Here is a 12,885-nt window from a genome sequence, read left to right as displayed (position 1 = left end):
AAAAAATCAAAAGAGCGATCGCATTTCTGTTGCTGCTTCCGCTATCAACTTAGGAGAAGCAATATGGTCATCGATTTTCAAGCTCAAGGTATCGACATTATCCGTTTAAAAGAACCAGCAATTCATACTTTTAATCAAATTCAACCGCATGGAATTTTAATTGTTTTAGCAGAACCAGATCTGACAATTTTACAAATTAGTAGTAATGCGATCGCCACGTTCGGAATTGCAGCCGAACACATGTTACAAAGACCTTTATCAGAATTTATCGATCCTTTTCAGTTAGAAAGAATTCAGACTGGCTTAACCGCAACAGAAGATCTCGATATCATCAATCCCGTTAAGTTATGGGTACGAAAGAAGGGCGATGAATATTCTGTATTTGATGGCATATTTCATCGCAATGTAGAAGGATTTCTAATTTTAGAACTAGAACCAGCAATAGCACAAGAAAATATTCCCTTCCTCAGTTTTTACCACTTAGCTAGAGCATCTATCAATCGCTTAGAAGAAACTTCAAATCTCAGAGAATTCTGTCAAATTATCGTCCAAGAAGTTCGCAACGTGACTGGCTTCGATCGCGTCATGTTGTATAAATTCGATAACGACGGACATGGTTCGGTCATTGCTGAAGAAAAACTCGATAGCATGGAACCATATTTGGGGCTACACTTTCCTGAATCTGATATTCCTAGACCAGCGAGGAAATTATTTGCCTCTAATTGGATTCGTTTAATTCCTGATAGTCATTGCGAACCTGTAACCCTCGTACCAGCAATTAATCCAATTAGCAAAGAACCCACAGAATTGACGAATTCCATTCTTAGAAGTGCCGCAGCTTGTCATTTTGAGTATTTACATAATATGGGTGTCGGTGCTTCACTGACGATCTCGTTAATTAAAGACCAAAAACTTTGGGGATTAATTGCTTGTCACCATCAAACACCCATGTATGTTTCTTACGAATTACGCAAAGCGTGCGAATTTTTGGGACGCATGGTCTTTTCGGAAATTGCTTCTAGAGAAGAAACGGAAGATTTTGCCTATCGACGACAGTTGACATACGTACAGTCAGCTTTAGTCGAATATATGTCTCAAGAAGAGAACTTTGTTGATGGTTTGATTAAACACAAACCAAATCTTCTCAACTTAGCTAACGCCCAAGGTGCAGCAATTTGTTTTGGCAATACTTGCACGACAATTGGTAAAACCCCCACAGCAGAGGACTTAAATCTCTTAGTCCAGTGGCTAAAAAATAACGTTCAAGAAGAAGTGTTCTACACCGATTCTTTAGCGCAAGTTTATCCCGATGCGGAAAGATTCAAACATGTTGCTAGTGGTTTATTAGCAATTCCAATTTCTAAGCGCAATTACGTATTATGGTTCCGTCCCGAAGTGATTCAAACAGTGAATTGGGGCGGCGATCCTCATAATGCTTACGAATTGAATCAAGAGAATGGACTGCGATTGTGTCCGCGCAAATCTTTCCAATTATGGCAAGAAACAGTCAGCCTCACGTCTTTACCCTGGAAACAAGTAGAAATTAAAGCGGCGCTGGAACTAAGAAAAGCAATTGTCAATATCGTACTGCGCCAAGCTGACGAATTAGCACAATTAGCCGCTGATTTGGAAAGATCTAACGCCGAATTGAAAAAATTTGCTTACGTTGCTTCCCATGACTTACAAGAACCGCTAAATCAGGTAGCAAATTACGTCCAATTGTTAGAAATGCGTTACCAAGCACAACTTGACGCAGACGCGAAGGAATTTATTAATTTTGCTGTCGAGGGAGTCAGCTTAATGCAAACCCTGATCGATGACGTGCTGGCGTATTCTAAAGTAGAAATGCAGGGAGTTGAGTTTGAACTGACAGAAGTTGACACTGCATTAGACCGTGCTTTAGGTAATTTGAGACAAAGAATTACTGAAAGTGGGTCGAAAATTAGCCGCGATCCATTACCGACTGTAATGGCAGATAGCACCCAATTGATGCAACTGTTTCAAAATTTGATTGGTAATGCCATTAAATTCCGCAGTGACAAACCGTTAGAAATTCACATCTCGGCACAGCGTCAAGAAGAGGATGAGTGGTTGTTTGCAGTACGAGATAATGGGATGGGTATTGAACCACAATTTAGCGATCGCATTTTCGTTATTTTCCAACGCTTGCACCCACGAGACGAATATCCAGGTACGGGAATGGGTTTAGCAATCTGTAAAAAGATTGTCGAGTGTCACCGAGGACGAATTTGGGTAGAGTCACAACTTGGGGCTGGGGCAACATTTTATTTTACGCTACCCGTAGGAGGGCGCGATCGTGAGCGGAGAAACGGACGCAAAACACAAAACGATCTTTTTGGTAGAGGACAATAGAGCAGATGTCCGTTTAATTGAAGAGGCATTGAAAAACAGTTCCGTACCGCATCAAGTGATGTCAGTGAGGGATGGAGTCAATGCGATCGCATTTTTGCGTCAAGAGGGCGAGTACGTCAATGCGCCTCGCCCCGATTTAATCTTGTTGGATCTCAATTTACCTAAAAAAGACGGGCGAGAAGTTTTGGCAGAAATTAAAGCCGATCCTCAACTCAAAAGCATTCCCGTTGTCGTCCTCACGACTTCTCGGAACGATGAGGATATCGCCCATAGCTACGCTTTACACGTCAATTGTTACATCACCAAATCTCGCAATCTCAGCCAATTGTTTCAAATTGTCAAGGGAATTGAAGAGTTTTGGCTCTCTACCGTTACATTGCCAATGAATCAGTGAACAGTTATTAGTTATCAGTGAACGGTGAACAGTGACTCCTGACCAGTTATCAGTGACTTACAAACCCCACTTACGACCTAGCAACTACCGCGTTCCCAATTATCAACTACCAATTATCACACCCTGATAACTAATAACTGACAACTGACAACTGATAACTGATAACTGTAAAAAAGGAGGGGGAAAAACCAGAAAACTATGCTTGCCAGTTTAGTAAAAGTCTTGTTAATTGAAGATAGTTTGGCAGAAGCCAGATTTTTACAAGAGATTTTGCGGCAAGCCAATCTCAGACACTTTCATCTGGTACATGTCAAGCGATTGGGAGATGCCTTAGCAGAACTGGATCGAGGATTAATATCGTCACAACCCTACGATGCAGTTTTACTAGATTTGACTCTCCCAGATAGTCAGGGTTTAGCATCTTTACCCCTAATACTACAACAAGCGCCTAGCTTACCGATTGTCGTGCTGACGAATATGAACGATGACGAATTAGCAATTGAGGCAGTGCGACAAGGGGCGCAAGACTATTTAGTTAAACGGCAGATCGATGCTAAATTGTTGGTACGATCGCTATGTTATGCGATCGAGCGCAAGCAGGCAGCAGAAGCTTTACAAGCCAAAAATCAAGCATTAGCAACTCAGGTGCAGGAAAGTGCAGTTGAGTTAGACAAAGCTAAGCAACTGAATCGATTTAAATCGGAATTTGTTTCGATGCTGTCACATGATTTTCGCAGTCCACTAACAACTATTCTCTTAGCAACTGGACTACTGCAAAATAGCGAAAAGAAATTAACTGAGAAACAAAAATTAACCCATTTTCACCATATTAATGCTGCGATTAAAAATATGGCGCAGATGTTGGATGAAGTTTCTCTAGCGGGGAAAGCTGAAGCGGGACAACTTCAATGCCAACCTACCTATTTAGATATTCAAGAATTTTGTCGAGAACTAATTGCAGCACTAGAACTGAGTGCAGCCAAGAAACAAATCGCTCTAGTTTTTACTTGTCAAGGACAAATAGAAAAAGCATTATGGGATGAAAATCTGCTGCGACATATTTTAGCTAATTTTCTCAGCAATGCAATTAAATATTCTGCCGCAGGCAGTAGCGTACAATTTAATTTAATTGCTCAACCAGAAATAGTAACTTTTCAAATTCAAGATTGGGGAATTGGTATTCCCAAGGCAGATTTACAACAGCTTTTTCAACCCTTTCACCGCGCTAGCAATGTCGGTAGTACTCCTGGTACTGGGTTAGGACTGGCGATCGCTAAAAAGTGTATTGAAGCCTGCGGCGGCGAGATTTATGTGGAGAGTGAAGTCGGTGTAGGAACCACATTTACTGTCATTTTACCCGTGGTTTCCGGATCGATCTAAATGCATTCGCCCTCAAATTTATTTACTAACATTAGGTTAAAAATAATACTATAGATAGATGCATCGATTCTCAAGATAGATAACTTCTACAAAATTAGAGTAACGGTAACAAAGCCTACGAACCCTTTCATCAAAGCCGAATAATCTAGCAACAAAAGGATTTTACCGAACAACCCGATCTGACGCGCAAATGCGATCGCACTTGCTGTAAAGTAACTCTCGTAGGCTAGATCGATGACACAAGCAGTTAAAAAACAGAAATTAAATAAAGTCGAACAAGCCAAAGCTAAAAAACACCCTCTACTACTCAAACAAGAACTAGAACACTTTGCTCAAATTGGCTGGGAAGCAATGGACGAGTTCGAGCGAGATTTCGGACTCAAGTGGTTGGGTTTCTTCCATCGCCCAGTGACTCCTGGTAAGTTTATGATGCGGATGCGAATACCCAACGGCATCTTAACTAGCACTCAAATGCGAGTCCTAGCAGAAATCGTCCAACGCTACTGCCAAGGCGCGGGATTTCAAGACCAAGGTAACGCAGACATTACCACGCGCCAAAACTTACAACTGCGCGGCATCCGCATTGAAGATATTGCTGATATTATCAAAATACTGGCACAAGCTGGTCTAACCTGCGTCCAGTCAGGGATGGACAACGTGCGGAACATTACGGGTTCCCCTGTAGCTGGAATTGATGCCAACGAACTGATCGACACGCGAGGATTGTGCCGCATTCTCCAAGATGCCATTACCAACAACGGTGAAGGTAATCTCGAACTGAGCGATTTACCCCGAAAATTTAACATAGCTGTGGCTGGTGGTCGCGATAACTCCGTTCACGCCGAAATCAATGACCTCGGCTTGCTTCCAGCATATAAAAACGGGACGCTAGGGTTTAACGTCATTGTCGGCGGTTATTTTGCCCCCAATCAATACGTGAGCGCAATTCCCCTTGACGCTTGGATTCCCCCGGAAGATGTGGTTGCTTTAACTTTGGCGATGATGATGGTCTATCGCGAAAATGGACCAAGGGAAAACCGCCAAAAGTGCCGCATGATGCATCTAATTAACCAATGGGGAATAGAAAAGTTTCGCGCTGAGGTAGAACAACGATTTGGTAAACCGCTAGCCACAGCCGCAGAAAAAGATGAAATTGATTGGGAAAAACGCGACCATATTGGAGTTTATCCGCAAAAACAAACAGGATTAAATTATGTCGGATTGCACGTTCCTGTCGGTCGCTTGTATGCCAATGAAATGTTTGAACTGGCACGAATGGCAGAAGTTTATGGCAATGGAGAAATTCGCCTCACCGTCGAGCAAAATTTAATTATTCCCCATATTCCCGATACGCGCTTGAGTGCGTTTTTAGCCGAGCCTTTGCTAAAAGAGCGTTTTACGATTGAACCAGGAACTTTAAATCGAGGTTTAGTTTCTTGTACGGGAAATGAATTTTGCGGTTTTGCAATTATTGAAACTAAAAACCGTGCTTTGGCAATAGTTAAGGAACTCGAACAAGAGTTAATCTTAACTCAGCCAGTGCGAATTCATTGGACGGGATGCCCCAATTCCTGCGGTCAACCTCAAGTTGCAGATATTGGTTTTATCGGCACGAAAACGCGCAAAGACGATCGCACGGTGGAAGCTGTGGATATTTGGATGGGTGGTAAAGTTGGCAAAGATGCCCACTTGGGTAAAGAGGTGATGAAACGGGTTGCCTGTGAAGATTTAAAATCAGTAGTGCGGGACTTATTGGTCGAACATTTTGGGGCAAAAATTAAAGAGGAAACATTGGTAGGTTAGATCCCCCCAACCCCCCTTAAAAAGGGGGGCAATAGATCCCCCAATTCCCTTAAAAAGGGGGGCAATAGATTCCCCGACCCCCTTAAAAAGGAAGGGCTTTAGATAGAAGCGATCGCACCATTGCGCCGTCGATCTCCCGCACCTGAAATGATTTCCGATTCGTCTTCCATAACTGTATGCACGCCGCCAAAAAACATATTCTGCTTATTCCATAGTAAGGCTTTCTCATCAGCAGAAATTAGGTTAGCGATCGCCTCTTCATTCCACCCTGGTTCTAGATTCAAGACATTATCTTCCCAATGCAGGCGAGAACTATTCACGGCTAAATCTACAGGCATTTGAAAATCGATAATATTGGAAATAACTTGTAAAATTGCCGTTCTAATTCGCTTAGAACCACCAGAACCTAAAACGATTTCGGGACGATTATCTTTTAAGACAATTGTGGGAGACATCATTGAAGAAATTCGGACATTTTCTTGCCATTGATGAAAACCATGCGGATTTATATCATCCTCGCCTAGCATATTATTTAGCATAATGCCCGTGCCTGGGATAATGTAACCACAACCCTCTCCATTAGAGGTCGTGACACTCGCAGCATTGCCTTCATCGTCAACAACGCTTAAATGGGTAGTACTACCCCATTTATTCACAACTGAATTTAACTGCAATGCATATTCGGTAATTTGAGCAGCAGCTAAAAATGTTTCCGTTATATCAGTTTGATAAATACTAGTATCGTACTTTTCTTTTCTAGCGCGATCGGTTAATCGCATAATTGCTGTCAGAATTTTTAAGTGTAGTGGCGTACCAAAACCAATTTTAGTTAAATCGAATTGAGATAGCAATTCTAAGGCAAAAGCGATTAGAATTCCTCCCGAACTAGGAGGGGAATTTGTTAATAGTGTATTCCCTCGATAGTTAATTGTGAGTGGTTCTCTTTCAATAACTTGATATTGTGCTAAATCTGCATCAGTTAAGTAACCGCCATCAGTTTGACAATCTTTAATTAATTGCCGTGCAATATCTCCTCGATAAAACTCTTGCACTCCTCGTTCAGCAAGATAATTTAAAGTTGCTGCAAAATCAGGCATGAATAACTTATCTCCTACCTCTAGCAACACTCCTTTTGGTGCGTAAATTTGCCGTGCTGCTTTGGTAGCTGTCAAAATTGGTTGTAAAATTTGCCAGCAGTAAGTTTGAAATTCATTCACCTCTATACCATATTTAGCATAGTGAATTGCTGGTTCAGTAACGACATGAAAAGGTAATTTTCCTAGCTTTTGTTGAACGTGAAAAATCCCGCCAATATTTCCTGGTGTGGCGATCGCACCCATGCCGACATGAAACTCTTGAACGGCATCGCCAAAATTCACATCTACTGGGTAAAAATTAATTTCTTGTTGAGGTCTTTTATAAATGGGAGTTTGGGAAAAAAAATCAAATAAAATATTTTGATTTGCTTGGGTATGAGCTAAAAGAAAACCTCCACCAGCAGCAGAAGTTAGAGATGATTCGGTGACAAATGAAGCTAAAACAGCAGCAGCGGCGGCATCAAAAGCATTACCACCGAGGCGAAACATTTCAATTCCTGCTGCGGCGGTTCTTGCATCTCCAGCCGCGATCGTACCGCGTATAACCTTGCCCATGTTTGCAGACTACCACAAAAGAAGTCGTAAAGGCGGGTTCACCTATAATTTCTGTTCGGTACAAAGTTTTTTGGTAAACCCGCCCGTACAGAAGTCAGAAGTTAAAAAGTGCAATTTACTACAGTTTATAGTACACTACATACGAGAAAATAAAAACGCTGATAAGTATTTAGAGGATGAAAAACCAATTTACTAAAAATTAGGTCAAATAATACTTTTTAAACTGCTACCTACTTTCTATTTGTTGATAACTGATAACTGATAACTGATGAACCCAAGCTGGGTATTAAATCAATCTGGAGATGGTGCGATCGCATCTGTAGCCTTACATGACGGTCATGATGTCAGGCAAGAAGTTGCAGATTTAATGGTCATCAGTGAAGCCGATCGCTGGCGAGAAGAAGACCCATTTACAGCGGCTTGGACGACGATCGCAGATACGCAAATTGTAGTGAAGCGATCGCGGTTTGAATTAGATCTCAACCGTTCTAGAGAAAAAGCTGTTTATATTCACCCTAGAGATGCATGGGGTTTGGAAGTTTGGCAATCCGTACCACAAGCTGAAATTCTTGCCCGTTCCTTGGCTGAATACGATACTTTTTATGCTAGCTTAGAACGAATTTTTAAAGACTTAGAACGCCGTCACGGACGTTTTGTTGTATTTGAACTGCATACCTACAATCATCGCCGTTTGGGACGAGATGCTGAACCTGCCGATCCGAGATATAATCCAGAAATCAATTTAGGTACTGCCACGCTGGATCGCGATCGCTGGCATTTTGTCATTGAAAGTTTTCTCTCGGATCTCCGCAATTTTGACTATTTGGGAAGGCAACTCGACGTAAGAGAAAATGTCAAATTTCACGGCGGACATTTTCCCAGATGGACGCATCAAAAGTTTCCCGATTCTGCTTGTGTCCTCTCGATTGAAGTCAAAAAGTTCTTTATGGATGAATGGACGAACGAAGTGGATTTAGAGCAACTAGAAGCGATTCGCCACGCCTTACAATCCACAGTACCAGGGATATTGAAGCAACTCATGGTAGAAAACAGAGAAAAATATTAATTTTGCTAATTTAGCGGCTAGGTGCGATCGCGATTCGAGTCAATTAAGCTTCAGCAGAGGAAGCAATTTGCCTAACTGCGTCGATCTCCAAACCTAGCTGTTGAGCAATCTGTTCTAAACCGCTTTTGTTGCCGTTACCCAAGATGTAAGAGTTAACCCTAGCGGCGAGAAAATGCAAGTTCCCGTACCAGTCTTAACCCCTGATGGGCAATCGCCACCCGCTAGCGCTAGCGTACCAGAACCCAGTCAATTATGGGGGAATTTAACTGCGATCGCGGCTTTGGGGACGTATTCTTGTTTGGAGAAAGTCGAGAAAACCTCGCCACAATCATAAATCGCGATCGGATTGAACCACCAGGATCTTGTCAGGGTGGATTTATTATTGATGGCATTTATGTATGTAGGGGCGCACAGCTGTGCGCCCCTACCAATCGGATATTTTATCTAATTACCTGGCGATCGAATTGAATGTCATTTCACATTGTCACCGAACGAGAACCAGGTGGGCTTTTGCCCACCTGACTGAGAGTTTATCCAATATTAACTTTCACAACTTTATTCTTTTCTTCTTCTGCTTTCGGCAATGTGAGAGTTAGAACACCATTTTGATAGTTAGCTTGGACGTTTTCATGCTGAATTCTCGATGGGAGTGGAATGACGCGACGGAACGAACCATAACGGAATTCGGAACGAGTTACGCCTTTTTCTTCTGTCTTGGTTTCAGATTTACGTTCGCCGCTAATGGCTACAGCTTCAGCCGTTACTTGTACGTCTAAATCTTTAGCTTCCATTCCAGGGACTTCGAGTTTCAGGTGAATTGCTTCTGGTGTTTCTTGCAATTCTGCTGCTGGTACGAACGCCATCCCACCATTACCACCAGTTCGAGGTGACAAGGTATCAAACAAGCGGTTCATTTCTCGTTGTAAGCTGCCAAATTCGCGGAATGGTTCCATTTCAAATTCGCGGAATGGTTCCCAACGTACTAGTGCCATAATTACCTCCGAACTTTGCTGTATCTCTAGCTAACGTGTGTCACTACAAACGCGATCGCGATTAACTGAATTTCCGACTCAACAGCTGTTTATTTATCGGGGGTTGACTTTTCTCAACCCAATATTAGGCTATCAAAGGCAGCCGTGGGGGGATGTTCGGTTCTTTGCCTATGCCATGTTCTTCTTACCGTAATTGTGACAGCGTAGGGGCGCACAGCCGTGCGCCCCTACTTATTGTTTCGACCTTCTTAAATAAGCTGTAGGTTCTAAAACCCAAACAGTATATCCTTTAGGAGTTTTAACAATTACAGCATTGTTGTCTTTTTCCTGAAGTTTAGCAACCACGCTTAAGGCTTTTTCTCTATCTTTAACTGACTTGAAAAAACTATAGTATTGCTTGTTAAACATAATTGCAGCCATTCGTTCATTTGAATCTGGGACGCAAATATGACAAGTACAGAATTCACCAGGGGAGAGAAATAGATTGGTTTGAGGATCGCGGTTGGAAGATGAAATCGTTGGTTGCATAATCTTTTCTTTTAATATTGACTCAGCAGAGGATAAGTTACAGATAGCGATCGCCCGATCGTAAATCTCGTTCTTATTATTAAAATATGTAAATTTAGTTGTGAGTGCATACCGTACGATTGCGGATTTCCACAAAAATAGGTAGCACGGCTGTGCTACCCAATAGTAGTAGGGTAGGTTACATAACGCACCCTACCATTGTCGATCGCTAATCTAGACTTGCACCAAATGATAGGGACTGGTCAACTTATCCAACTGCTGTACTAACAAACTCAAGAATAATCCTACATCTGTCACCACACCGACAGATTCAACCGAACCGCGATCGCTTAGTTTTGTGACTACGGCGGGGTTAATATCGACGCAGACCATTTTCACCCCAGCAGCCGTCATATTACCTACGCCTATCGAATGCAGCATTGAGGAGAGCATTAAAATCATATCTGCTCCCTGCAACAACCGAGCGTATTCGGTTTGAGCCTTAATCAAATCCATCTCGGTATCGGGTAAAGGACCATCATCCCGAATTGAGCCAGCTAAGCAGAAGGGGACGTTGTTACGGACGCATTCGTACATGACTCCGCTTTGCAATACACCTTGCTCGACAGCCTTGGCAATACTGCCATAACGCCGGATCGTGTTGATAACCTTCAAGTGGTGGCGGTGTCCTCCCTGTACGGCGACTCCCCGCTTCATATCAACACCGAGGGAAGTCCCCATCATATTTTGCTCGATATCGTGGACGGCGATCGCATTTCCACCCAACAAAGCTTGCACGTAGCCTTGGCGGATTAACTGCGATAGGTGTTCCCCGCCACCTGTATGAATTACCACAGGTCCAGCCGTGACAACAACCTTACCACCTTGGTCGCGCACTTGTCGCAATTCCCAAGCCACTTGTTCTACTACTAACTCGACGCGGCGTTCGCTGGAAACTCCAGCCGACATGAAGCTAAATTCCTGCTTGTTGCGCTGTTCCCGCGATTCCGTCTTGCGAATGGTACGGATACCTTCAATCCCAACGATGACGTGTTCGCCAACTTCCAAATCCCGCAATAACTTGCAACGAGCCACAGGACTACCAGAGTTAAATGTAACTGCGATCGCGCCATCCATCCGCTGATTTTGTACCTTCACCCACTCGCAATTTACCCGCACTTCTGTCGGATAAATCGTTGTGACGTAAAAATCATCGGGAGCTACACCCGCTTGATGTACGGGTTCCATATTCACGTCGCAAACTTCTTGCGGACGTGGCACAGCACCCAAATCGATCAGCTGAGATATTATCTCCTCCATGACATCGCGCGAAGGAGCTGTCACCTTCACCTCAGCAGAAGAAGTGCTTTGTCGCTGTTCTCCCAAGCTAAAATTCAGCACCTGGAAGCTACCACCATTTTCCACGATCGCATCTAAAGCGCGGTTGATTAAACCGGAATCGAGTAAATGTCCTTCCATACGGACAGCACGACTTTCCACAGGCGTGCTGGCGTGGACTTCTTCCCTTACTGGTTCTGTCACCCGCAACGTCAAACATTTAGCAGCTCCTCCAGCTTTCAGAAATTCTGTCAGCGGGGTTTCAATGACGCGAAATCCGAGTTTAGTCAAGCGAGCTTTCAAGTCATCGCTCGCTTTATTCATCACCACTACCGAGTCGATGTTGACGGCGTTGCAAGCGAAGTTTACCGCATCGGCTTCTTTAATGGCGATCCGCTTTTCCGCTGGAACCCGCATTTCAATCAGACGGTTGGAATAGGAGTCAAAAGCTGGAGGATAGTAGAGGAGATAACCGCCACTCAAGGGACAAAAACAAGTATCGAGGTGATAGAAGCGCTCGTCCATCAAGCGCAAGGATAAGACTTCAATATCAAGCCATTTGGCGAGATAAGGGTGAGAATCGAGTTCGGAACGAAAGCCATACCCAGCCCATAACCAGCGTCCTTCCCGATCTAGCAGTGCATCTCCAGCACCTTCAAATGGTAAGTCTTTTGGCAGTTCGTGTACCGTGTAACCTTTGGACTCAAACCACTGCTTGAAAAATGGTTCTTCTCCCTGACGCTCTTTGTGGAAAAAGCGGCTGAGGACAACTGTTTCCCCTAAAACTAAGCCTGCATTTGCAGTAAATACCATATCTGGTACGCCTGGTTGCGGTTGCACCAAATCGACAACGGCTTGTTCCTTCAAGACGTGGAACAACTTTTGCCACTGTTCGACGGCGCGATCGCGGGAGGACTTGTGAATGTTACCCTCCATCCAGGGGTTAATCACGTAGTCCACATCATAGTGGTCGGGGGCGCACATTAAGAAGCGGATCGAAGAACTCATAAAAAGCTTTCAACTGGGTCGATATGACAAACTCTTCATGAATACAGATTTTTCTGTCACCAATTCTGTAGAAATTGTTACGGAATCTGTACTCAATGCAACTACATTGCAACTGCAATTCTAGATCTTCATTCTATTACTTTGAGCAACAGTAGGATGAAATGGCTTGTGAGGGGGCGATCGCTTTTTCGATGATGCTAAGTATTTACTCTTATTAACTAGACTGGCGATATTCCAGCTATTTTCAATAATTTGCGTGTTAGCTTAACTAATTTTTTGTAGATAAAAGTCAATTGAGTATAGGTGGGCATTGCCCATCCTACTATAGGACTCAGATTGAATTTTTGAAATATCCTACGTAGGATGCGTCAT

Annotated in this window: 12 protein-coding genes; 7 read left to right on the top strand and 5 right to left on the bottom strand. The window is 43.2% G+C overall.

Annotation, left to right across the window (positions count from 1 at the left end):
• Window positions 1-63: 63 nt before the first annotated feature.
• From QH73_RS23370 to QH73_RS23355, 4 genes are all read left to right on the top strand, one after another.
• Complete coding sequence (locus tag QH73_RS23370) at window positions 64-2,373, top strand: sensor histidine kinase (protein ID WP_039713495.1); 2,310 nt, start codon at window positions 64-66, stop codon at window positions 2,371-2,373.
• On the top strand, window positions 2,318-2,767 hold the full coding sequence (locus QH73_RS23365; RefSeq protein WP_039713494.1) for a response regulator: 450 nt from the start codon (window positions 2,318-2,320) through the stop codon (window positions 2,765-2,767). The genes QH73_RS23370 and QH73_RS23365 overlap by 56 nt, the downstream gene beginning before the upstream one ends.
• Window positions 2,768-2,965: 198 nt before the next feature.
• A complete protein-coding gene (locus QH73_RS23360) occupies window positions 2,966-4,147 on the top strand; it encodes a hybrid sensor histidine kinase/response regulator (protein ID WP_039713493.1) in 1,182 nt (393 codons plus the stop codon).
• 234 nt (window positions 4,148-4,381) lie between these two features.
• Window positions 4,382-5,950, top strand: coding sequence for a ferredoxin--nitrite reductase (locus QH73_RS23355; RefSeq protein WP_039713492.1), 1,569 nt, complete (start codon window positions 4,382-4,384; stop codon window positions 5,948-5,950).
• A gap of 98 nt (window positions 5,951-6,048) precedes the next feature.
• Here QH73_RS23355 and ggt read toward each other — a convergent pair whose 3' ends face one another.
• Window positions 6,049-7,602, bottom strand: coding sequence for a gamma-glutamyltransferase (gene ggt / locus QH73_RS23350; protein WP_039713491.1), 1,554 nt, complete (start codon window positions 7,600-7,602; stop codon window positions 6,049-6,051).
• Between the two features lie 268 nt (window positions 7,603-7,870).
• On the opposite strand from ggt, the gene QH73_RS23345 reads away from it, so the two are divergent.
• Window positions 7,871-8,668, top strand: a complete 798-nt coding sequence (locus QH73_RS23345) for an N-formylglutamate amidohydrolase (protein WP_039713490.1) — start codon at window positions 7,871-7,873, stop codon at window positions 8,666-8,668.
• Window positions 8,669-8,711: 43 nt separating this feature from the next.
• Here QH73_RS23345 and QH73_RS29000 read toward each other — a convergent pair whose 3' ends face one another.
• On the bottom strand, window positions 8,712-8,846 hold the full coding sequence (locus QH73_RS29000) for a hypothetical protein (protein WP_286194174.1): 135 nt from the start codon (window positions 8,844-8,846) through the stop codon (window positions 8,712-8,714).
• Window positions 8,847-8,920: 74 nt separating this feature from the next.
• On the opposite strand from QH73_RS29000, the gene QH73_RS23340 reads away from it, so the two are divergent.
• The gene (locus QH73_RS23340; protein WP_132867500.1) at window positions 8,921-9,136 is read left to right on the top strand and encodes a hypothetical protein; all 216 of its coding nucleotides are present in this window, start codon (window positions 8,921-8,923) and stop codon (window positions 9,134-9,136) included.
• A gap of 62 nt (window positions 9,137-9,198) precedes the next feature.
• On the opposite strand, the gene QH73_RS23335 is transcribed toward QH73_RS23340, so the two are convergent.
• Complete coding sequence (locus QH73_RS23335; RefSeq protein ID WP_039713489.1) at window positions 9,199-9,660, bottom strand: Hsp20/alpha crystallin family protein; 462 nt, start codon at window positions 9,658-9,660, stop codon at window positions 9,199-9,201.
• 37 nt (window positions 9,661-9,697) lie between these two features.
• Here QH73_RS23335 and QH73_RS23330 point away from each other — a divergent pair, with 37 nt between their 5' ends.
• The gene (locus QH73_RS23330; RefSeq protein WP_165587769.1) at window positions 9,698-9,853 is read left to right on the top strand and encodes a hypothetical protein; all 156 of its coding nucleotides are present in this window, start codon (window positions 9,698-9,700) and stop codon (window positions 9,851-9,853) included.
• A gap of 38 nt (window positions 9,854-9,891) precedes the next feature.
• Here the strand turns inward: QH73_RS23330 and QH73_RS23325 are convergent, their stop codons facing one another.
• Together QH73_RS23325 and argZ are read right to left on the bottom strand one after the other, a co-directional pair.
• Window positions 9,892-10,188, bottom strand: a complete 297-nt coding sequence (locus QH73_RS23325; protein ID WP_039714518.1) for a hypothetical protein — start codon at window positions 10,186-10,188, stop codon at window positions 9,892-9,894.
• A gap of 213 nt (window positions 10,189-10,401) precedes the next feature.
• Window positions 10,402-12,513, bottom strand: a complete 2,112-nt coding sequence (argZ, locus tag QH73_RS23320) for a bifunctional arginine dihydrolase/ornithine cyclodeaminase (RefSeq protein WP_039713488.1) — start codon at window positions 12,511-12,513, stop codon at window positions 10,402-10,404.
• Window positions 12,514-12,885 lie beyond the last annotated feature (372 nt).

This window comes from Scytonema millei VB511283 (assembly GCF_000817735.3).
Taxonomy (GTDB): domain Bacteria; phylum Cyanobacteriota; class Cyanobacteriia; order Cyanobacteriales; family Chroococcidiopsidaceae; genus Chroococcidiopsis; species Chroococcidiopsis millei_B.
Note: the sequence above shows the minus strand (reverse complement) of the source record. Positions and strands in the feature narration are given on the sequence as shown.

What these genes read in the sequence shown, in the direction of transcription:
- QH73_RS23370 (WP_039713495.1), top strand. Translation starts at nt 64, where the DNA reads ATGGTCATCGATTTTCAAGCTCAAGGTATCGACATTATCCGTTTAAAA.
- QH73_RS23360 (WP_039713493.1), top strand. Translation starts at nt 2,966, where the DNA reads ATGCTTGCCAGTTTAGTAAAAGTCTTGTTAATTGAAGATAGTTTGGCA.
- QH73_RS23355 (WP_039713492.1), top strand. Translation starts at nt 4,382, where the DNA reads ATGACACAAGCAGTTAAAAAACAGAAATTAAATAAAGTCGAACAAGCC.
- ggt (WP_039713491.1), bottom strand. Translation starts at nt 7,602, where the DNA reads ATGGGCAAGGTTATACGCGGTACGATCGCGGCTGGAGATGCAAGAACC.
- QH73_RS23345 (WP_039713490.1), top strand. Translation starts at nt 7,871, where the DNA reads ATGAACCCAAGCTGGGTATTAAATCAATCTGGAGATGGTGCGATCGCA.
- QH73_RS23340 (WP_132867500.1), top strand. Translation starts at nt 8,921, where the DNA reads ATGGGGGAATTTAACTGCGATCGCGGCTTTGGGGACGTATTCTTGTTT.
- QH73_RS23335 (WP_039713489.1), bottom strand. Translation starts at nt 9,660, where the DNA reads ATGGCACTAGTACGTTGGGAACCATTCCGCGAATTTGAAATGGAACCA.
- QH73_RS23325 (WP_039714518.1), bottom strand. Translation starts at nt 10,188, where the DNA reads ATGCAACCAACGATTTCATCTTCCAACCGCGATCCTCAAACCAATCTA.
- argZ (WP_039713488.1), bottom strand. Translation starts at nt 12,513, where the DNA reads ATGAGTTCTTCGATCCGCTTCTTAATGTGCGCCCCCGACCACTATGAT.